This is a genomic window from Pseudomonas sp. B37(2017), assembly GCF_002112885.1.
Lineage (GTDB): Bacteria > Pseudomonadota > Gammaproteobacteria > Pseudomonadales > Pseudomonadaceae > Aquipseudomonas > Aquipseudomonas paraglycinae.
The window spans coordinates 33,164-52,795 of the sequence record NZ_NEIX01000001.1 but is presented as its reverse complement, the minus strand read 5'-3'; the positions used below and the strand labels follow the sequence as shown (position 1 = coordinate 52,795).

Annotated in this window: 25 protein-coding genes; 10 read left to right on the top strand and 15 right to left on the bottom strand. The window is 60.7% G+C overall.

What is annotated here, in order from left to right; genetic code table 11:
- Positions 1 to 97 precede the first annotated feature (97 nt).
- Positions 98 to 1,015 (bottom strand): pyridoxal-phosphate dependent enzyme, encoded by a 918-nt coding sequence (locus CAF90_RS00325; RefSeq protein ID WP_085602631.1) that lies wholly within the window; start codon positions 1,013 to 1,015, stop codon positions 98 to 100.
- A gap of 132 nt (positions 1,016 to 1,147) precedes the next feature.
- Between CAF90_RS00325 and CAF90_RS00320 the strand changes: the two genes are divergently transcribed.
- Complete coding sequence (locus tag CAF90_RS00320) at positions 1,148 to 1,807, top strand: isoprenylcysteine carboxylmethyltransferase family protein (RefSeq protein WP_085602629.1); 660 nt, start codon at positions 1,148 to 1,150, stop codon at positions 1,805 to 1,807.
- Here the strand turns inward: CAF90_RS00320 and CAF90_RS00315 are convergent.
- Together CAF90_RS00315 and CAF90_RS00310 are read right to left on the bottom strand one after the other, a co-directional pair.
- Positions 1,801 to 2,469 carry an HAD family hydrolase gene (locus tag CAF90_RS00315; RefSeq protein WP_085602627.1) on the bottom strand — a complete coding sequence of 223 codons (669 nt, stop codon included), beginning with the start codon at positions 2,467 to 2,469 and terminating at the stop codon, positions 1,801 to 1,803. The two genes, CAF90_RS00320 and CAF90_RS00315, sit on opposite strands and share 7 nt — an antisense overlap.
- Positions 2,470 to 2,532: 63 nt before the next feature.
- Positions 2,533 to 2,946, bottom strand: a complete 414-nt coding sequence (locus CAF90_RS00310; RefSeq protein WP_085602624.1) for a response regulator — start codon at positions 2,944 to 2,946, stop codon at positions 2,533 to 2,535.
- Between the two features lie 188 nt (positions 2,947 to 3,134).
- Here CAF90_RS00310 and CAF90_RS00305 point away from each other — a divergent pair, with 188 nt between their 5' ends.
- Positions 3,135 to 4,076: a class I SAM-dependent methyltransferase gene (locus CAF90_RS00305; RefSeq protein WP_085602621.1), complete on the top strand. Its 942-nt coding sequence runs from the start codon at positions 3,135 to 3,137 to the stop codon at positions 4,074 to 4,076.
- A 6-nt stretch (positions 4,077 to 4,082) separates the two neighbouring features.
- On the opposite strand, the gene CAF90_RS00300 is transcribed toward CAF90_RS00305, so the two are convergent.
- Positions 4,083 to 4,856 (bottom strand): helix-turn-helix transcriptional regulator, encoded by a 774-nt coding sequence (locus CAF90_RS00300; protein ID WP_085602619.1) that lies wholly within the window; start codon positions 4,854 to 4,856, stop codon positions 4,083 to 4,085.
- 112 nt (positions 4,857 to 4,968) lie between these two features.
- Between CAF90_RS00300 and CAF90_RS00295 the strand changes: the two genes are divergently transcribed.
- Both CAF90_RS00295 and CAF90_RS00290 read left to right on the top strand, forming a co-directional pair.
- Positions 4,969 to 6,072, top strand: coding sequence for a polyamine ABC transporter substrate-binding protein (locus CAF90_RS00295; protein WP_085602617.1), 1,104 nt, complete (start codon positions 4,969 to 4,971; stop codon positions 6,070 to 6,072).
- Between the two features lie 39 nt (positions 6,073 to 6,111).
- Entirely contained in the window at positions 6,112 to 7,230 is a 1,119-nt protein-coding gene (locus CAF90_RS00290; RefSeq protein ID WP_085602616.1) for a P1 family peptidase, read from the top strand.
- 18 nt (positions 7,231 to 7,248) lie between these two features.
- Here the strand turns inward: CAF90_RS00290 and CAF90_RS00285 are convergent, their stop codons facing one another.
- On the bottom strand, positions 7,249 to 7,833 hold the full coding sequence (locus CAF90_RS00285) for an NAD(P)H-dependent oxidoreductase (RefSeq protein WP_085602614.1): 585 nt from the start codon (positions 7,831 to 7,833) through the stop codon (positions 7,249 to 7,251).
- 100 nt (positions 7,834 to 7,933) lie between these two features.
- Between CAF90_RS00285 and CAF90_RS00280 the strand changes: the two genes are divergently transcribed.
- Positions 7,934 to 8,566 (top strand): TetR/AcrR family transcriptional regulator, encoded by a 633-nt coding sequence (locus CAF90_RS00280; protein ID WP_085602611.1) that lies wholly within the window; start codon positions 7,934 to 7,936, stop codon positions 8,564 to 8,566.
- 193 nt (positions 8,567 to 8,759) lie between these two features.
- On the opposite strand, the gene CAF90_RS00275 is transcribed toward CAF90_RS00280, so the two are convergent.
- Positions 8,760 to 9,386 (bottom strand): TetR/AcrR family transcriptional regulator, encoded by a 627-nt coding sequence (locus CAF90_RS00275; RefSeq protein ID WP_085602609.1) that lies wholly within the window; start codon positions 9,384 to 9,386, stop codon positions 8,760 to 8,762.
- A gap of 160 nt (positions 9,387 to 9,546) precedes the next feature.
- Here CAF90_RS00275 and CAF90_RS00270 point away from each other — a divergent pair, with 160 nt between their 5' ends.
- Positions 9,547 to 9,987 (top strand): hotdog fold domain-containing protein, encoded by a 441-nt coding sequence (locus CAF90_RS00270; RefSeq protein WP_085602607.1) that lies wholly within the window; start codon positions 9,547 to 9,549, stop codon positions 9,985 to 9,987.
- A gap of 71 nt (positions 9,988 to 10,058) precedes the next feature.
- Here CAF90_RS00270 and CAF90_RS00265 read toward each other — a convergent pair whose 3' ends face one another.
- Positions 10,059 to 10,745, bottom strand: a complete 687-nt coding sequence (locus tag CAF90_RS00265; RefSeq protein WP_085602605.1) for a GNAT family N-acetyltransferase — start codon at positions 10,743 to 10,745, stop codon at positions 10,059 to 10,061.
- Positions 10,746 to 10,927: 182 nt separating this feature from the next.
- Between CAF90_RS00265 and CAF90_RS00260 the strand changes: the two genes are divergently transcribed.
- A complete protein-coding gene (locus CAF90_RS00260; protein WP_039767335.1) occupies positions 10,928 to 11,155 on the top strand; it encodes a YXWGXW repeat-containing protein in 228 nt (75 codons plus the stop codon).
- Positions 11,156 to 11,161: 6 nt separating this feature from the next.
- Here the strand turns inward: CAF90_RS00260 and CAF90_RS00255 are convergent, their stop codons facing one another.
- The 4 genes from CAF90_RS00255 to CAF90_RS00240 form a co-directional block, all read right to left on the bottom strand.
- Positions 11,162 to 11,719 carry a YceI family protein gene (locus CAF90_RS00255; protein ID WP_085602603.1) on the bottom strand — a complete coding sequence of 186 codons (558 nt, stop codon included), beginning with the start codon at positions 11,717 to 11,719 and terminating at the stop codon, positions 11,162 to 11,164.
- Between the two features lie 91 nt (positions 11,720 to 11,810).
- A complete protein-coding gene (locus tag CAF90_RS00250) occupies positions 11,811 to 13,166 on the bottom strand; it encodes an MATE family efflux transporter (RefSeq protein WP_085602601.1) in 1,356 nt (451 codons plus the stop codon).
- Between the two features lie 116 nt (positions 13,167 to 13,282).
- On the bottom strand, positions 13,283 to 13,843 hold the full coding sequence (locus CAF90_RS00245) for a nucleotidyltransferase family protein (RefSeq protein WP_170929400.1): 561 nt from the start codon (positions 13,841 to 13,843) through the stop codon (positions 13,283 to 13,285).
- A 57-nt stretch (positions 13,844 to 13,900) separates the two neighbouring features.
- Positions 13,901 to 14,227: a low molecular weight protein tyrosine phosphatase family protein gene (locus tag CAF90_RS00240; protein WP_085602596.1), complete on the bottom strand. Its 327-nt coding sequence runs from the start codon at positions 14,225 to 14,227 to the stop codon at positions 13,901 to 13,903.
- Positions 14,228 to 14,293: 66 nt separating this feature from the next.
- Between CAF90_RS00240 and CAF90_RS00235 the strand changes: the two genes are divergently transcribed.
- Complete coding sequence (locus tag CAF90_RS00235) at positions 14,294 to 14,863, top strand: chorismate mutase (RefSeq protein ID WP_085602594.1); 570 nt, start codon at positions 14,294 to 14,296, stop codon at positions 14,861 to 14,863.
- A 126-nt stretch (positions 14,864 to 14,989) separates the two neighbouring features.
- On the top strand, positions 14,990 to 15,430 hold the full coding sequence (locus CAF90_RS00230) for a phage infection protein (RefSeq protein ID WP_085602592.1): 441 nt from the start codon (positions 14,990 to 14,992) through the stop codon (positions 15,428 to 15,430).
- Positions 15,431 to 15,491: 61 nt separating this feature from the next.
- Here the strand turns inward: CAF90_RS00230 and CAF90_RS00225 are convergent, their stop codons facing one another.
- A complete protein-coding gene (locus CAF90_RS00225; protein ID WP_085602590.1) occupies positions 15,492 to 15,968 on the bottom strand; it encodes an Hcp family type VI secretion system effector in 477 nt (158 codons plus the stop codon).
- Positions 15,969 to 16,236: 268 nt separating this feature from the next.
- Here CAF90_RS00225 and CAF90_RS00220 point away from each other — a divergent pair, with 268 nt between their 5' ends.
- Positions 16,237 to 16,599: a hypothetical protein gene (locus CAF90_RS00220; RefSeq protein WP_085602588.1), complete on the top strand. Its 363-nt coding sequence runs from the start codon at positions 16,237 to 16,239 to the stop codon at positions 16,597 to 16,599.
- Between the two features lie 74 nt (positions 16,600 to 16,673).
- Here CAF90_RS00220 and CAF90_RS00215 read toward each other — a convergent pair whose 3' ends face one another.
- From CAF90_RS00215 to CAF90_RS00205, 3 genes are all read right to left on the bottom strand, one after another.
- On the bottom strand, positions 16,674 to 17,009 hold the full coding sequence (locus CAF90_RS00215; protein ID WP_007958271.1) for a hypothetical protein: 336 nt from the start codon (positions 17,007 to 17,009) through the stop codon (positions 16,674 to 16,676).
- Between the two features lie 102 nt (positions 17,010 to 17,111).
- Entirely contained in the window at positions 17,112 to 18,200 is a 1,089-nt protein-coding gene (locus CAF90_RS00210) for a polyamine ABC transporter substrate-binding protein (RefSeq protein ID WP_085602586.1), read from the bottom strand.
- A 51-nt stretch (positions 18,201 to 18,251) separates the two neighbouring features.
- Positions 18,252 to 19,553 (bottom strand): FAD-binding oxidoreductase, encoded by a 1,302-nt coding sequence (locus CAF90_RS00205; RefSeq protein WP_085602584.1) that lies wholly within the window; start codon positions 19,551 to 19,553, stop codon positions 18,252 to 18,254.
- Between the last annotated feature and the right edge of the window lie 79 nt (positions 19,554 to 19,632).

Sequence of the window (19,632 nt, the reverse complement as noted above, 5' to 3'; positions counted from 1 at the left end):
GTAGGCACGAAAAAGGGCTCCGCCTAGGATAGACCTCTCTCGCGGGAATGGCGGTGGTGCTGACTATTGGTCGAAGAGTAATAACCTCCACTTTCGCTCAAGCCCCCAACCGCGCCCACCCCGCCACCAACTGCGCACTGATACTCACCCCACCACAAACAATGACCACCACATCCCGAGCCCCCGCCAGCGCCGGATGATCAAGGTACGCCACCGCCAGCGAAACCCCGCACGCAGGCTCCACCAATTGCCGCAAATCACTGGCATAACGCACCACGCCCATGATCGCGTCGTCATCCGACAGCACCAGACATTCATGATCGAACTCGCCGATATGCTCTACCGGCCAAGCCGCCACCTGCGCGGCGCCGAGGGAGGTGGCGACGGTGTCGATGCGGCTCAGGCGCACCGGGTGACCGGCCTGGACGGCCGCAGCGAACGAGGCGGCGCCAGTGGTTTCGCAGGTGACGATGCGGCAGTCTCGGCGGTCATGGCGCAGCAGCCCGGTGAGGATGCCCGCCAGCAAACCACCGCCGCCGACCGATGTGACCACGGTATCGACCTGCGGGCAGTCGTCGAGGATTTCGTCGACCATCGAGCTGTGCCCTTCCCACAGTACCGGGTGGTCGAAGGCCGGCACGTATTCGGTGTCTGCCGCGCTGGCCAGTTCCCGGGCCCTCTGATTGGCTTCGTCCCAGACTTTGCCGTGGACGATAACCTCCGCGCCGGTGCGGCGAATACGTGCGCGGGTCGCTTCCGGTGTGGTGTGCGGCACCACGATGCAGGCTTGCAGGCCGAGGCTGACCGCTGCCACCGCCGTGGCCAGCCCGGCATTGCCGCCGGACGGGCACACGACCTTGCGCTTGCCCTGCGCCGCTGCCTGACTGCACAACAAGCCCATCCCGCGCAACTTGAACGAGCCGCACGGTTGCAGGTTTTCCAGCTTCAGCCAGATGCGCCGGGACGCGGTCGACAGGGTCGGATGGAGGATCAGCGGCGTGCGGACGTGCAGCATGGCGGACTCCCGAAGCGGCGGATCGGATGATCGGAACGTCTCTGCCTGAAGTTTAGTCCACGCCCCTGCCGGCGGTTAAACGCCGGGGATCGTGCCGGGATCTACACTGAACGGAACAGCTGTGAGGTGCCTATGAAAATGTCTGCGCAAATGACCGTGGTCGCAGTGCTCGCCACCCTCGCCTATCTGGGCCTGGCGATGTGGGGCATTGGTGGCGTGGCGGTGTTTTTTTCTCACGGCGCGTTGGTCGTGGTGGCCCTGGCCACGCTGGCCATGGTGGTGGCGTCGTTGTTTACGGAAGTGAACCTGAGCACCGGCGAGCGCGAGGACCGGGCCAATCGCTGGGTGATTCCGGCGTTCGCGGTCATTGGATTGGTCAGTGCCTTTCTGCCGGCTTACTGCGACCGCATCGGTTTCTGGACCGTCGGCCGCGAAGGTACCCGTTGGCTGGGCGCGTTGCTGTTTATCGTCGGCGGCGGATTGCGTTTATGGCCGGTGTTTGTGCTGGGCCATCGGTTCAGCGGGCTGGTGGCGATTCAGCCGGGACATCGGCTAGTGACCGAAGGCATCTACCGGCATCTGCGCAACCCCAGTTATCTGGGGCTGGTGATCAATGCGATCGGTTGGGCCCTGGCGTTTCGCTCGGTGGTGGGCCTGTTGCTGACGGCGCTGACGCTGATCCCGCTGATCGCCCGCATCCACTCCGAAGAGGCCCTGCTGCGCACGCAGTTCGGCGCCGAATACGACGCCTATTGCGCCCGCAGCTGGCGCTTGTTGCCCGGGGTTTATTGAGGTTGCAGACGCAACTGGCCGTCGCTGTCGATGCTCAGCGCAATGTCGCGGTAACTGGCGATGGTCGCGTGGGCGGTTTCAAGGGGATGCTGGTGAGTCGTGGTGATGATCATCAGCGGCGCACCGGCGGCTTCAGCGGCCTGAATGCCGACGGTGGCGTCTTCGAAAATCAGGCAGTCCGCCGGTTCCAGGCCCAGACGTTTGGCCGCCAGTCGATAGCCGGCCGGATCCGGTTTACCGGCGGTCACGTCTTCAGCGGTGATCATCACCGCAGGTTCAGGAATCCCCGCCGCCGCCATCCGCCGCAGCGCCAGATCCCGTGGCGCCGAGGTCACCATGGCCCAGCGATCCGCCGGCAACGATTTGAGAAACGCCGCTGCGCCGGGAATCTCGACAATGCCTTCGACGTCTTCGATTTCCGCCTCGGTGATGAACGCAGCTTGCGCCTCGGCGTCCACGCCCGGCAGGTTCAAACGCGTGATGGTGTCGATGGCGCGCACGCCGTGGATGGTCGGCAGGAACGTTTCGACGTTCACCCCGTGGCGCACGGCCCAGGCGGACCAGATCCGCTCGGCGGCGGCGATGGAGTTGAGGACGGTGCCGTCCATGTCGAACAGGAACGCGCCGAACGCGCGGTTGAAAACAGCATCGTGAGCAGACAAAAGATCACTTCCTCGCAAGGGGCCGGGCAACGATGCCCGGCAATGTAGCACTTGCGGGACGCCTCAGTGCAGACGCGGCGCCTTGGATTTGAACGCACCGTCCACGCAATCGAGCAACTGGCCGATGGCCCACGGCTTCTTGATGAACGCCACCGGATGCTTCACGCCCGAGGTTTCCGGTGTTTCATAACCGGACATGACCATCACCGGTTTGTCCGGCCAGCGCTCGCCGACCAGATTGGCCAGGTCCGCGCCATTAAGGGTGCCGGGCATGGTGATGTCGGTGAGCAGCAGCGCGACTTCCGGCGCGTGCTTCTCCAGATATTGCGAAGCCGCATCGGCACTGGTCTGCGGCTCGACCTTGAAACCTTCCTCCTGAAGAATTTCGCACAGAAACTCCAGAATCAACGGATCGTCCTCGACTACCAGAATCAACCCGCCAGGAAGGTGCGCGCTCGACGTCGGAATTGGACACATGAACTGGCACTCCCTGAATTGCATGAACGATTTAGCGGCTTGATCCCGCTGCTTATCTGGTATGAGCAGCGCCTTCTACAGAAATTCATTTTTGATACAGGTCTTTTCGATAACACCCGTTCGACGGGCAGTCGCCGGCGCGTAATTGCGGTTAAAATGCGCGCCCTTTTGCTGGCCGATCCTGATTGATGAACCCTCAAGCCCTCGCCGTTCTCCATGCCCACCTGCTCACCGCGCTGACTTCGGCACCGGCCGAAACCCGGCGCCTGTTCCATGGGCGTGGGCGCTGCTGGCCGGGGCTGGAGCAAGTCACCGTGGACTGGCTGCAAGGCGTGGTGCTGGTGTCGTTGTTCAAGGAGCCCGAGGCTTCGCAGCTGGAAGACCTCAAGCGCCTGCTGCTGGAGATCACCGGTTCGGCGCCATGGCAGCAGTCCGGCGCCCACACTTTGCTGATCCAGCACCGTTACCTGCCGCAAAGCACCGCCGAATGGCTGCTGGGTGAAGAAATCGACGAAATGACCATCGTCGAGGGCGGGCTGAAATACCGCGTGGATCTGGGCCGCAAGCAAAACGCAGGGCTGTTCCTCGACATGCGTTACGGGCGCAACTGGGTGCGTGAACAAGCGGCGGGCAAACGGGTGTTGAACCTGTTCGCCTACACCTGCGGCTTCTCGGTGGCGGCCATCGAGGGTGGCGCCAGCCACGTGGTCAACCTCGACATGTCCCGCGCCGCGCTGAGCCGGGGCCGCGACAATCACCGACTGAACGGGCATGACCTGAGCAAGGTGAGCTTCCTCGGCCACGACCTGTTCAAATCCTGGGGCAAGGTAATCAACAGCGGCCCATACGATCTGGTGATCATCGACCCGCCGTCGTTCCAGAAAGGCAGTTTTCTGCTGACCAAGGATTACCAGCGCGTGCTGCGCCGTCTGCCGGAACTGCTGACGGCGCAGGGCACGGTGCTGGCCTGCATGAACGATCCTTCGTTCGGTTCCGACTTCCTGATCGACGGCGTGACCCAGGAAGCACCGAGCCTGCGCTTCGAGCAACGGCTGGAGAACCCGCCGGAGTTTCCGGATATCGACCCGGAAAGCGGTCTGAAGGCGCTGCTGTTCAAGCAGATCCGCTGATTCCGGTCAGCGCGGCCGCAACACCAGCGCAAACAACTCGCCATGCCCGGTGACGTTGAGCTTGTGATAGAGATTGCGCCGGTGCACCTTCACGGTCTCCGGCGAAATGTGCATGTGCTGGGCGATGGCCTTGCTGGAAAAGCCCTGGAGAATCAGGCGCGCCGTGTCGATTTCGCGCACGGTCAGCCGGGCGTCGAAGCGGTCGAGCAGCGCCGCAATATCGCCGACTGGCGCCTCGACCGCCGCGCCTTGCGGCGGCATCAACTGCACATGTCGACGCATCGCTGACAGCACCCAATCCCGCACGCAGAGCAGGCGCCCCTGCTCCTGCAAACCGAACGCCGTCGAGCGGCCCATCGACAAGCCGAGCACGCCGTCGTCGAGGTTGACCAGAAATTGCAGCTCATCCGCGCCGACCACCGAGCGGAAGTAACTCTGGTAGTACTCGCTGTGCAGAAACTGGTCCGGCGCAACCGACGCGAGGCTGTGCAAACCGTCGGCAACCCCGGCGACGGCGGCCTGATAGAACGGATCAAGCAGGTACATGCCGGCACAGTAACCGGCCAGTTCTTCCTGCTCGTCGGCACGGCCCTGACTGTCGAAGTCGATCAGCAATTGCGGCGGCCGCCCCGTCTGCATCACCGCCACCAGCGCATTGTCCAACGGCACCAGCAACCGCAGCGTATCGACCAGCGCCCGCCAGAAACCGTCCTGCCCCACCGTGGCGAACACTCGCGACAGGCTCTGATGCACCGGCAATTCCTGCAGCAACGCGTCCACGCTCTACCCCTTTTGAGTAACCCATGATGGGAATGGGTGCGGCGCGGCCCGCCCGATAGGCTGACCACTCCTGTTCATCACCGGCCTGCCAACAGGCCAGGAGTGCCGCATCATGCGTGGTCATCGTGGGTATATCAACCTGGGTCTGATGGGCGTTTTGTCCGCGGCGCTGAGTGCGCAGGCGGCCGATGCGCCGAGCGTGCATGTCTACAACTGGTACGACTACATCGGCCCGAACACCCTGCATGATTTCAAGCGTGACAGCGGTATCGAACCTGTCTACGACACCTTCGACAGCGCCGAAGTGCTGGAAGGCAAACTGATGACCAGTCGCAGCGGCTACGACGTGGTGGTGGCGAGCAACTTCAGCCTGCCGACCCTGATCAAGGCCGGCGCCCTCGCCCCGCTGCCCCGCGATCAACTGCCGGGCTGGAAGAACCTCGACAACGACCTGCTGAACAAACTGGCCAATAACGACCCCGGCAACCAGTACGCCGTGCCGTATCTGTGGGGCACCAACGGCATCGGCTACAACGTCGACAAGGTGCGCGCCGTGCTGGGCGACAAGGCCCCGGTGGATTCGTGGGACCTGGTGTTCAAGGAAGAGAACCTGGCCAAGCTCGGCGAATGCGGTGTGGCGATGCTCGACTCGCCGTCGGAAATGCTCCCGGTCGCGCTGCATTATCTCGGCCTGCCGCCGAACAGCACCAACGCCGAGGACTATCAGAAAGCCGAAGCGCTGCTGCTGAAACTGCGCCCGCACATTGCCTACTTCAACTCCTCGAAATTCATCAGCGATCTGTCCAACGGCAACATCTGCGTGGCGGTCGGTTGGTCCGGCGCGATGCTCGAAGCCAAGACCACCGCCGAGCAGGCCGGCAACGGCGTGAAAATCCAGTACAGCCTGCCGAAGGAAGGCGCGCCGGTGTGGTTCGACACGCTGGTCTTGCTCAAGGACGCACCGCATCCGGCCCAAGGCCTGGCGTTCATCGACTACCTGCTGCGGCCCGATGTGATTGCGCCGGTCAGCGATCACCTGTCCTACCCCAACGGCAATCGCGCCGCCACGGCGCTGGTTGCCCAGGCCACCCGCGACAACCCGGCGGTGTACCCGTCAGCCACGGCGATGGCCACTTTGTATACCCTCGAACCCTTGCCCAAAGCCACCGAACGGGTGCGTACGCGGGTGTGGAGCAAGGTCAAGAACGGTCAGTAACAACCCTTCGAATCACTGCCTTCAACAGAGAGAACATCAATGAAACCACGTGCCCGCGATCTCCATATCCGCATCGGTCAACTGCAACCCGGCCCGCTCAACGCCATCACCGACGTACCCGGCGTAAGGGTCGGCCACAGCAACGTGCGCGGCCGCAGCGCCAGCGGTCGTGACATCTGCAGTGGCGTCACCCTGATCGAACCCCGCGCCGGTTCGACCAACGCACAACCGTGTTTCGCCGGCGTCCACGTACTCAACGGCAACGGTGATGCCACAGGACTGGAGTGGATTCGCGAAGCCGGCCTGCTGACCAGCCCGATCGCCTTCACCAACACCCACAGCCTCGGCGTGGTGCGCGATGCCTTGATCGAACTGGATCGCGCGCAGCAACCGGACGACGGTCGGCTCTACTGGAACATGCCGGTGGTGCTGGAAACCTTCGATGGATTGCTCAACGACATCAACGGCTTTCATGTGAAGCCCAAGCATGTGGCCGAAGCGATGAGCAATGCCGTTGACGGCCCGGTGCAGGAAGGCGCGGTGGGCGGTGGCAGCGGCATGATCTGCCATGAATTCAAGGGCGGGATCGGCACCGCGTCGCGCCGCTTGAGCAAGACTCAGGGCGGCTGGACAGTAGGCGCAATCGTGCAGGCCAACCACGGGATTCGCAGCGAGTTGCGGGTCGACGGCTACCCGGTCGGGCGCTACATGGAACAGGTGGACTCGCCGTTCCTGCGGGCTTCGTTGCCGCATCCGGGCATGGGCTCGATCGTAGTGGCCCTCGCCACCGATGCACCGCTGTTGCCACATCAATGCACGCGACTGGCGCAACGGGCGAGTCTCGGTCTGGCGCGCACTGGCGGCGGCAATGAGGATCACAGCGGTGACATCTTCATCGCCTTCGCCACCGGCAACGGTCATATCCCGCCCGCCGCTTACGAAGGCAAAGGTGCATCGACTTGCGACGGCTTGCGGATGGTCAACAACGATCACATCAGCGAGTTGTTCCTGGCGGCAACCGAGGCGGTGGAAGAAGCGATCATCAACGCCTTGCTGGCCAGCGACAGCACCGAAGGCAACGGGCATTCGGTGCCGGGGCTGGATGCCGCCACCCTGCTCGCGGCCCTCGAAAAGGCTGGCTGGCCGGGTGCTCGCTGAGACTGTTCCCAAAAAGTTTTAGCGAAACAGCCCTTGTCCGAGTTCGCGCGCCGCCTGCAACTGCATCGCAGGATCGCTCGACTCGGACTCCAGCAACAACGCCGAGCCCGCCACCGTCGCCCCGCAGTAATCGAAAATCCCGTGATCGATCTGCGTCTTCATCGCCGCGCCGTAGCCGTGGCGCTCGTAAGTGCGCGCATCCGCCCCGCCCAGCGCGACCAAGTGCACCCGCAATCGTCCGAGCTTCTTCAGCGTCTTGTCACCGTCGAAATCGTACGCCCAGCCATTGCTGAATACCCGGTCGATCCAGCCCTTGAGCAGCGCCGGCATCGACCACCAGAACACCGGATAGACCAGCACCAGCGCATCGGCGCGGTCGATGCGTGCCTGCTCGGCCAGCACGTCCGCCGGTGGCAGGGATTCGCGGTGATGCACCGCCCAGTCGGCCACGCCAAAGCGCGGGTCGAATTCCTCGGCGTGCAGGTCGGCGATTTCGAAGGTGTTGGATGGATCGCTTTCCGAAAGACCTTTGGCAATATTCTGCGCCAGCGCATGAGTTAGCGAACGGGGGTCGTCATGAGCCACAACAATCAGTGCGTGCATGGGGAAATCTCCGGTTGGTGATTGCTGACCAAGGGCTTATCCTTTCGATAAGCTACGATTGGTAAGTTACCATCAGTAAGTTACGTTTGGTATATAAGCAATGTCAACCACTGAAATCCCCGATTCCGCACAACCCCGTCGCCGCCTGTCCCGGGAAGACCGCCAGCGCCAGTTGCTCGACATGGCCTGGCAACTGATTCGCGAAGAAGGCACCGATGCCCTGACCCTCGGTTATCTGGCGGAAAAGGCCGGCGTGACCAAACCGGTGGTCTATGACCATTTCACCACCCGCGCCGGTTTGCTCGCGGCGCTGTATCAGGATTTCGACAAGCGCCAGACGGCGCTGATGGACGCGGCGCTGGCCAATGCCGAAGCGACCTTGAGCGGCACCGCGACGGTGATTGCCACGGCGTACGTCGATTGCGTGATGACTCAGGGCAACGAGATTCCGGGGGTGATTGCCGCCCTGGCAAGCACGCCGGAACTGGAGAGGATCAAGCGCGAATACGAGGCGATTTTCCTGGAGAAATGCCGCAATGTGCTGTCGCCTTTCGCTGACGGCGCAGAGATCGGTCAGGCAGGATTACGTGCCATGCTCGGCGCCGCCGAAGCCTTGTCGCAAGCGGCGGCCACCAGCGAAATCAGCGCCGAACAGGCGCGTGACGAGCTGTTGGCAACCATCATTGCGATGGTCGAAAGAGCCACCGCCCGCGCCCCCCAGGCAGGTGACTGACGGTACTTGAGCGCGTCCTCCCACCTTCCTACGATGGAACTACGCAGTCGCTTGGTCCGCCAAGCCGTTGCGTAGGTGCGGGTGCTCTGAACCCCAATCAAGCCCGCACCTGGCTTCATGCGCATCTTGAGCCTCGCGGGCTCTACTTCCTCCCCATCAAAGAGTCTTGAGGCTCTTTTTTTGTCTCTGAAAATCAGCGTTCGGGTTCGCGGCGGATCGAACGCCACGTGGCTTGCGCCAGCAATTCGCGATAAGCCTTCGGACTGCCCTGCACTCGCCCGGACAACCACGCGCGGCAATAGCTGTCGGCCTGCCCGACGATCAGCGACGGCAACAGCTCGGCCGGGCATTCATTGAGTTCAGCCACGCGCCCGGACTCGGCCAGCCAGGTACGCAGGCCCAGATTGCGGGTCTTGTTGCGCTCGGCCAGTTCATCCTTGTGCGGGCCCCGGGTCACGGCATAACGCGCGTGATACTGGAACCGCGCCCATTCCGGCTGGTTCTCGACCCAATCCACGTAGCTGTAGACCAGCGCCTGCACGCCCTCTTCGGTGGTCATCGCGTCGGCCAGATAAGCGTCGCGCAGGCGTGCCTGATCCTCCAGCGCGGTGAAAAACAGCGCGGCCACCAGCCCTTCCTTGTTGCCGAAATGGTGGTAGATCGCCCCGACACTGGTGTCGCACTCGGCACGGATCATTTCGATGGTAGTGGCCTCGATGCCCTGCTCGTTGAACAGGCGCAGGGCCTTGCGAAAGATGTCGCGCTTGAGTTCGGCGCGGCGGCCGGGGTAGCTGCGTTCGAGTAGATCTGCGGTGTTCATGGGCCTTGAAAATCCGGGTAAAGGGCACGTCCGTGCCGATGATCGAAACACGCACAGGTTGACAGATTTCCCGCGGACAGAATACCGTTCCGTTACAGAACAATATTCTGTAACGGAACATGATTCTGTAACCCCCCCCCCTAACCGCGAGGCTTCACCCATGAGTCAGTTTCTCAGCATGTTCAACAGCGTCGGTTCCCAGGCGTTCAGCCAGATGGCCTGCCAAGTCGCACCGTACTTCAGCACCATCAATCCGCTGGTGACCGAGTTGCGGGCAGGTTCCGCGCAGGTGCAAGTGCCGTTCCGCCGCGAGATCACCAACCACCTCGGCACCGTCCACGCCATCGCCCTGTGCAATGCCGCTGAACTGGCGGCAGGGATGATGACTGACGTGTCGATTCCCGCCGGCGCACGGTGGATTCCAAAAGGCATGACCGTCGAATACCTGGCCAAGGCCAAGACCGACGTAACCGCCGTGGCCAATGGCGAAGCGCTGGACTGGCAGACCGAAGGCGACAAGATCGTGCCAGTGGATGTCCACGACGCCGAAGGCAAGAAAGTGTTCACGGCGCGCATCACCATGAACGTGAAACTGTCCTGAAATCACCGGCACAAAAAAGCCCTTGCTGCGCTGATCGCATCAAGGGCTTTTGTCGTTTCAAAGAGAAGGGATCAGTGAACGGTCAGGCGCTGGCGGACAAATTCTTCGGTACGGCGAGTGACCTGATCCAGATGCCGGTCGCGCTGTTTCTCGGCATCGAGCATCGCCCGCTTGCCGTGCTTTTGCAGCAGGTAGGTGTGGATCTGCTGCACTTCCAGCGAACGGTAGATCGGCGTCGTGTCGATGAAACCGCGCAGCCCGTTGCTGCGGTAGTGCCGGGTGCTCATCAGCACTTGCGTCTCCAATTGGCCCAGCACTTCAAAGCCCAGCGCCTCGAAATACGGCACCTTGCCGACGCTGCAGGTCAGCTCGGCATGTGGGTAACGAGCCACCATGTCCGCGATCAACGAACGGGCCACGCCCTGACGCCGATGCCCCTCGCGCACCGCCAGATAGGCCACGTTGCACGCCTCCCAATCACCCTGCACCGGTAGGTACAACAGGAAGCCGAGCACCTGCTCCGGATCATCGTCGTCGGTGGCCACCAGCAGTTCCACCTCGGTGCCCTTCTCGCCGTTCAACGCCTCCAGATACAGATGCACCTCGTAGCCGACCGCGTACTGATAGACGTTGTACAGCAGATTGCTCGGGCCCAGCCCGATGGCACTGATGTCGGTCAGGTTGTCGACCACCATCTGCAAAATCTGGCTGTTGACGCCCTCGGGGCATGGAGATTTGTAGTGGGTGATGCGGGGCATGGCGGGCGGACTCCAACGGTAAAACACAGGTTGCCGGGCGAGTTGAGCGACCGGCGAACCGCGACATCATACCTTGTGCACGCCTGACAAAAATTTCATCTGCCCGAGAACGGATCTTTCGCCGATTTGGCGTCCAATTTTTCAGCTGCGTTCATTCCCGACGCACGCCTTGAGGAGTTGCCATGAACGTTCTGCGTTCCGCGAAAACCATCAAATCCTTGCTCGCTGCCGCGCTGGTAGCGATCACCCTCTCGGGTTGTGTCGTCGAACCGGTTCGCCCGCATCGGCCACCACCGATCGTTGAGGTGGTTCCGGTCATGCCTGCGCCGGGTTATCACTGGGTTGCCGGACATTACCGCTGGGCCGGTAACCAATGGCGCTGGATGCCGGGACATTGGCGGGCGTATTGAGGCCGGTCACTGCGCGGGGGCAACGACCTTGAACTTGATGTCGATGTCCTTCGACACCACGGTGTCCGCCCACTCCCCTGCGCCGAGGCCGAACTCGTCGCGCTTGAGCACCAGTTCGCCGTCGAAGATGCCGATGCTGCTGTCGGGTTTGAGTTGCACCGGCACCTGCACCTCACGGGTGATGCCTTTGAGGGTGAGGTGGCCGTCGACCAGATAGCGGTTGTCGCCGGCCGGGCTGAAGCGGGTCGATTCGAACACCGCCACCGGGAATTTATCGGTGTCGAACCACGCCGGTTTCACCAGCTCGGTGTTGGCGTCTTCGCTGCCGGCGTCGATGCTGGTCAGGTCGATATGCAGCGTGGTGCGGGCACTGGCGAGGTTGTCGGTGTCGAAATCCAGCGTCGCGTCGAACTTGCCGAACGTGCCGTACATCCGCGAGCCCATCTGGTTGTAGGTGAAACTGATCTGGCTGGCGGTGGTGTTGACCCGGGTGTACTCCACCGCATTTGCAGCAGGGACGACAATCAGGCAACACGCGGCAGCCAACAACAATCGAATCGACATGGAATGCTCCGGCGCCCGATGGGTCTCGAATGACTTAAGCAAACATCCATCACTTGCGCCAGTTCCGCCAACGCCCACCCGGATCAGTCCGTCACACCAACCGCTCGATCTTTTGATGCTTCCACACCCGTGTGTAATACAGCGTCTGCAACACCAGCATCCCCAGATACGCAATCGGGAACGCCATCCACACGCCCTGCAAACCGAACTGCCCGTCCAGCCAGTAGGCCGCCGGCAACTGCACGCCGAGCACGCAGATGATCGCCACGCCCACCGGCACCAGCACCGTGCCGCTGGCGCGCATGATGCCGCCGATGATCGCCTGGAAACCGAAGATCAGCAGGCTCCACAACATGATGTGCAACAGGTGCTCGGCCATCGCCCGGGTCGAGTCTTCAGTCAGGAACAGCCCTAGCAACCAGTGCGATAACAGGTAACCCGCCAGGATCAAACCACCGGTCAGGCACACGTTGATCCACAATCCTGTGCGCAGGATCGGGCCCATCCGTTCCAGCCGTCCGGCACCGATTGCCTGGGCGCCAAGGATCGACGCGGTGATCGCAATCGACAGCGCCGGAAACTGCACGTAGTTGACGATCTGCGTCACCGCGCCATACGCCGCCGTCGCCTGCGAGCCGTGCTGGTTGACCAGCGCCAGAATCACCAGCTCCGACAGCGACAGCACGATCATCTGCACCCCGGTCGGCAGACCGATGCGCAACACCTTGCCGAGAATAGCGCCGTCCAGACGCAGCGCCGCGAAGAACTCGCGATCCGGCGCCAGCGGATGGCCCTTGCGAATCAGGCTCCATGACAGCCACGCCATCGACGTCAGCGTACCGGCCAGACCTGCAACCGCCGCGCTCTGAATCCCCAGTTGCGGCAAGCCGAACCAGCCGCGAATGAACGCCGGGGTCAGCGCCAGCCCGACCACGGTCGACAGCAACAGCGCCAGCATCGGCGACAGCGTGTCGCTCACCCCGCGCAACAACTGGGTGAACAGCACGTACACCAGCACAACCGGCAAGGTCCACATCATCACCCGGGCATAGGCCACTGCGTCATCCAGCACATCCGCCGGAGTGCCCAAACCCTGCAAGGCCTGACGCGCAAACACACTGCCCAGCACCGCCGCCACCAGCCCGATCAACACCCCCAGCAACAACGTCGCCCCGGCAATCGCCTTGACCATATGCGACTCACGCGCCCCCCACGCCTGACCGATCAACACCCCTGCCCCGGCGCCCAGACCGATGACCAGCGCAATAAAGAAAAAGATGATCGGAAACATGCCGGACACCGCCGCCAGCGCCTGCGTGCCGAGCATCTGGCCAATGTAAATGCTGTTGACCGTGCCCGACATCGATTGCAGGAAGTTCGACAGCACCATCGGGGCCAGGAACAGCAGGTAGGTTTTCCAGAGGGGGGATTGAGCGGGGGTTTGCATTGAGGGTCCGTCTCGGGTGGAGGATTGCCTGGATATTACGCTAGATGTTTTGAGACTTGTCGGAGGTAATAGCGGTGAAGATTTTTCTGTCTGATTAATAGCGGACGAAGCTGAGTTCATCGTTCCATCATGATCTGCAAAAGCGGCCAATCAAGATGCCAGCACTTGGCGCGGACGCGCTCCAGATAGATCGAATGTTTCTCGGCGAGGAACCTGCTCGTAGGGCGGACAACGAGGGAAAACAGATCCTGCAGGCCCAACGGTGCAGCTATTTCAATAATGCCGTTGGCACCAAGTCTGACGCCTATGGCTGTAGCCGTCTCAGGCCAGAACATCATTGCTTCGGTTGCAGAAGCATAGGGCTGATCGGCGTTACGCTGATGCATCCTTGCCTGATTCTTGACCGACCAACTTATGCTGCTGTCCAGCGTCATTAATAATGACTCCAACTGCGCGTCCCGCTCTGGACTTGCGTCATCCGCGTCGTACCAAATGACGTCTACATCAGAAGGCAATGCAGAGAACGCCCGTCCATGAAGATGATCCCAGACCAGACTACGTATGAATCCAGCGGCGACCCAGCAATCAGGCAGCTGCAATCCTCTTACAATCTCAAGAATTTGCATGCGTGCGCGATCACTTGCCATGAGTGCATGAAGATTGGCTTTTAGCATCATTGGGTTTCTGCGGTCGTCATGACGAAGCTCGGTATGAATGGGTGCCTGAGTTGAGATTCAAGCGGGTAGATACCGAATAACGCTCTCATCCAGTAATTTGATCAGCGCAGGATCCATATACTCATACTCATCCGGTATGTGCAGACAAACAATATGCTTGTTCGCCAGTGCCGAGCGAAATCGGCTGGAAAGCTTTTTGCGATGGGCTGGCTCCATCACACAAATCAGATCAGCCCAATGCAACAGTTCAGGGCTGACCGGGACATCTGCCTCGCGATCGGTACCCGCCGACGCAGTTTCCACGCCGGGCCAATCAGCGAACCGTTGTTCGGCTGTCGGACTGCGCAAACGATTCTGGCTACAAATAAAAAGTACTTTCAACACCGGCTGACTCCATGCCAATACTCGACCATGACGCTCTTCCAACTCTAAAACGTTCGAGAATTTATCATGCTTCAATCTCCACGCCTGCTCGCCTGTACGCTCCTGGTGCTGGCCACCAACACCACGCAAGCCGCCACAACGGGTGCCGCACCCGAATCCTTGCAACCTTTAGTGGCAACCCTGAACGAACGCCTGAACATCGGCGATCTCGTTGCCCTGACCAAATGGGACAGCGGCAAGCCGATCCAGGACAGTCCCCGTGAAGCACAGGTCATCGACAACGCCCGCAAGCTGGCCGCCGAACGCAAGCTCGACCCGGAAGACGTCGCGCAATTGATAGCCGCGCAGATGGAGGCCAACAAACTGGTGCAGTACGGTTTGCTCGCACAATGGCAGGCAGCCGGTGCCGCGCCGGACACGCCGCGCCCGGATCTGGGCAAGCAGATTCGACCGCGTCTGGATGAGTTGCAAACCCGTCTGCTGCAGCAATACGCCGAATTCACGCCCTATCGCCACGACCGGAACTGCCCGGCGTGGCTGGCCAAGGCGCGCACCGGTCTGACCCGTGATGCGCTGCATGATCTAGCCCTGACCCGCGCCACCGGAGAGCTGTGCATTCGGTCGCTGGTGCCCTAGAACAAGGGTCTTGGCATTCATTGCTGGCGTCGATAGTCACCATCAGTTCAATGAAGTTCTCATAAAAAATCCGCGGCGTAACATCGGCTCCATACCAAACAAACAACACCCCTGGAGCACACGATCATGAAACGCCAAATCCTTCTCGGCATCGCTTTCTCGGTTCTTGCAGTCAACGCTTTTGCAGCCAAACCCGCCCACACCATGATCGCCGAAGGCGGTTCGGACCGGTTGATTGAAAGTCGTTTGGCTGAGGGTGGGTCGGATCGTTTGATCGAACGTCGTGTGGCTGAAGGTGGTTCGGATCGTCTGATCGAACGCCGCGTTGCTGAAGGTGGTTCGGATCGTCTGATCGAACGTCGTGTGGCTGAGGGTGGTGCTGATCGTCTGATCGAACGCCGCGTTGCTGAAGGTGGTTCGGATCGTCTGATCGAACGTCGTGTGGCTGAGGGTGGTGCTGATCGTCTGATCGAACGCCGTGTTGCTGAAGGTGGTTCCGATCGTCTGATCGAACGTCGCGTCGCTGAAGGTGGTTCCGATCGCTTGATCGAACGCCGCGTTGCATAAGCAAGCAGCGCATATAGAAAAGCCCGGCCTGATCAGCCGGGCTTTTCTTTGTCTGCCTTATTCACTCCTCGGCGTCCCAGAAACTGTAACTACTGGTGCCGGCCAGATGGTGGGTCCAGGTGATATCGCGATAGCGGATGGCGAGGCGTTCCTGAGGGGCGACGTCTTTTTGCTGGATGGCATGGGGAACGTCCAGGGTGATGTCTGCAATCACTCCCCCGCCGATCTTTATCGTGAAGTACTTTTCCTCGATGCCATACGGCGAAGTTCTATAGAAGCTGACAGAGCAGTCGATTTCCTCTCTGTTGGAGAGTGCCCGCGCCAGCAAGGGCGAGGACGGGTCAAGCCACTTGGTGATTGCGACAGGACTGTGGATCAGTTTGTCGGTACTCATTCGATTGTGGGCAAAGGCCAACACTCTGATTTCATCGTCATGTCCGACCTGACCTTTGTTGTCCAGAGTGTCCGGTGTCGAGCACCCTGCCGAGATAAGCCCCTGGGTTTTCCCTTCGATGGTCATGTAACTGTGATTGGCCATACCTGTCACTCCTTGTGCAAGAGCAACAGATTAGTGGAGGTGGCCATCACTTTATGTAGGGTGCTTGCGAAAGTGAAAGTCGTTAACTGACAGACACTTCCCATAACTTCAAGCGTGTTTTAACCGCGACATCGTTCAACTGTTTACTATCGATTTCGCTGCATCGCCTGCGTCGATAGTCACCATCAGCTCAATGAAGTTCTCATAAAAAATCCCCGGCGTAACATCGGCTCCATACCCAACAAACAAAACCCCGGAGCACACGATCATGAAACGCCAAATCCTTCTCGGCATCGCTTTCTCGGTTCTTGCAGTCAACGCTTTTGCAGCCAAACCCGCCCACACCATGATCGCCGAAGGCGGTTCGGACCGGTTGATTGAAAGTCGAGTGGCTGAGGGTGGTTCGGATCGTTTGATCGAACGTCGCGTTGCTGAAGGTGGCTCCGATCGTTTGATCGAACGCCGCGTCGCTGAAGGTGGTTCCGACCGTTTGATCGAACGCCGCGTCGCTGAAGGTGGCTCCGATCGTCTGATCGAACGCCGCGTTGCTGAAGGTGGTTCGGATCGTCTGATCGAACGCCGCGTCGCTGAAGGTGGTTCCGACCGTCTGATCGAACGCCGCGTCGCATGAGTCAAACGCTCTACCGCTGCACAAACAAAAAGCCCGGCCTGATCAGCCGGGCTTTTTCACGTCCAAACCAGCGCTTATTGCGCGGGTTTCAGTTTGACCACGTCACCGGAGATCTTGGTGGTGTAACCGGTCAGGACCCATGCCCAGAACCAGTTTTCCTGAACCTGGGTGTTGATCATGGCGTCGCCGCCCTTGGCTTTGATCGCGGCAGTCTGGGCGCGGACGAAGCGGTTGTTCTGCTGGATCGGGATGACGCCGAACAGCAGCAGGCCGGTGGCGGTGGCTTCGCTGTGGCCAATCACGGTGTATTGGCTGCTGTCATATTGTCTGGTATTCATCGGGGTGCCGGTGCAACCTGCCAGAACCGCACCGATCAGGGCGGCGGCGACGACTTTGCTGAGGTATTTCACTTCAAGACTCCATGGGAAAACGCCCGGGATCCGTCTCTCGGGCGGCGCGCACTTTACCGCAAGTGATGGCGCATTAGTATCAACCCAGGCCATGTTTCACATTCAGGTGTTGGTTTTAAGCCGGGTCCACAAGCGCGTCGTCAGCCGGGCAATCGCCGCTGGCAGTTCTTCCACAGTGAACAGTTTGTCCATCACCGCTTTGGGTGGATAGATCGCCAGATCCTGTTTCACCGCCGGCGTCAGAAACTCATCGGCTGCCGCGTTGGGGTTGGCGTAGTGAATGCTGTTACTGATGTTGGCGATCACCTTCGGCTCAAGCAGATAGTTCATGTAGGCGTAGCCGTTCTTTTCGTGGGGCGCGTTTTTCGGCATGACCACCATGTCGAACCACAGGGTCGTGCCTTCTTCGGGAATCGAATAAGCGATGTCGATACCGTTCTTCGCTTCCCGGGCACTGGCAGCCGCCTGCACGACATCACCGTTGAAGCCGATCACTGCGCAAACATTACCGTTGGCCAGATCGCTGATGTACTTGGACGTATGGAAGTACTGCACATACGGGCGAATCTTGAACAATGCCGCTTCGGCCTTTTTGTAATCCGCCGGTTCGTGGCTGTGTGGCGGCAAGCCCAGATAGTTGAGGGTGATCGGCAACACTTGGGTCGGGTTGTCGATGATCGCTACACCGCACTGGCTCAACTTCTTGATGTTGTCCTCTTCGAAAAACAGCTTCCACGAACGCGTGACATCGGTGTTGCCGAAGATCGCCTTGATCTTCTCGACGTTGTAACCGATACCGGCGGTGCCCCAAATGTACGGATAACCGTATTGATTGCCCGGATCGTTGACTTCGAGTTTCTGCATCAACTGCGGATCGAGATTCTTCCAGTTCGGCAGTTGCGACTTGTCGAGTTTCTGAATGGCGCCCGCCTTGATCAGCCGCGACAGAAAGTGGTTCGAAGGGCTCACTACGTCGTAACCGGTATTGCCGGTCATCAACTTCGATTCCAGCACTTCGTTGCTGTCGTGGATGTCGTAAGTGGCCTTGATGCCGGTGTCTTTGGTGAAGTTCGCCAGAGTGTCGTCGGCGATGTAACTGCTCCAGTTGGAGATGTTGACGGTTTCATCGGCCAGGGCGAACCCGGAACCGGTGGCGAGCAAGACCGCCAGGGAAAGTGTGTGGACGCGCATGTTCTGTCACCTGAATTGAGTGGCTTTTGTTCTTGTGGGATGTGCGAATTTTCAGATTTCTGTTCTGGCCCTGACCGCCTCCACGCGCATGCGCAGCATGGCACCGATGTCGAAGAAAGGTCGCGGCGGCAGCCAGCCGGGCTGGGCCCGTTGCCTTACCGATTGCAGCAGTGGCGAATCGACGCCGCATGCCAGTTCCGCCAGCAGTCGCCCCCACAAGGTTCCGCGCGCCACGCCCGAGCCGTTGCAACCGGCCACGGCAAACACGCCCTCTTCCACCTGGTCGAAATACGCCTGACCGCTGCGGGTCGCGCTCAAATGGCCGGTCCAGGTGTATTGGATGTCGTGCTCGCCGAGGAACGGAAAGCGCGGTTGCAAACCCCGGACATGGTGTTGCCGACGCAGCGCAAGTTCGCTGTTGGAGAGGTCCCGCGTGCGGTATTCGGCGGTGTTGCGGATCATCACCCGGCGATCCGGCGTCAGCCGGACCGTGGCGCCCAGCGGACGAGTCGACAGCACGCCCCACGGTTCAACGGCTCCAATGGCGGCGAACTCCTGATCCGTGAGCGGGCGCGTGAGGCTGGCGCTCAGCTCCATCGGGAACGTGGCGCTGTCTTCGATGCCGACCCGTGGAATGAAGGCGTTCAGGCAGACCAGTGCTTTTCCTGCCTCGATGCTGCCATCAAGTGAATTGGCCCGAATTCGTCCCTGACTCAAACGTTCGAGCCCCGTGATGTCGGTGTTTTCGTACACGCTGACATTGGCCGGTAGTGCATCGAGCAAGCCCTTCACGTATTTGGCCGGTTGCAGCAATGCGTTGCCGTTGCCGCACCAGATCGCTGCCTGATAGTGACGGGTACCGAGTTTGCGGCTCAGTTCTTCGCCTTGCAGAAACTCCGCGCGGGCACCGAGCACCCGCAGCGTGGCCAGTTTGGCATCGACCTGATTGAGCTTGGCCGGATCGTTGACCGCAAAGAAATAGCCGCTGTCGCGCAAGTCGCAATCGATGGCGTGACGGGCAATGCGTTGTAGGACTTCTTCACTGGCCGCGCGGGAAATCATCGTGTCGACTTCAAATCCGGCAAAGCCCTGCCCGCCGATCAACTCGCTGTCCGCCGGATGTTCATGGGCGACGACAAAACCCGAGTTGCGCGCCGAAGCGCCCTGCGCCGCTCGCTGACGATCAACCACGACAATCCGTGCCTGCGGGTGCATCTCGGCCAGATGATGGGCAGCGCTGAGACCGGTAATCCCGGCGCCGATCACCAGCCAATCGGCCTTTTGCGCGCCGCTCAGGCGATCCCGCTGCGCAGCGCTTGCGGTTTGCGCGATCCAGCCACAGACATTTTCCATGCATCACCTCATTCGACGGTCGTTCGGCGGCTTGCCTTCCAACCGTGGCCATGCGTGAATCGCATGCCAACGTGGTAAA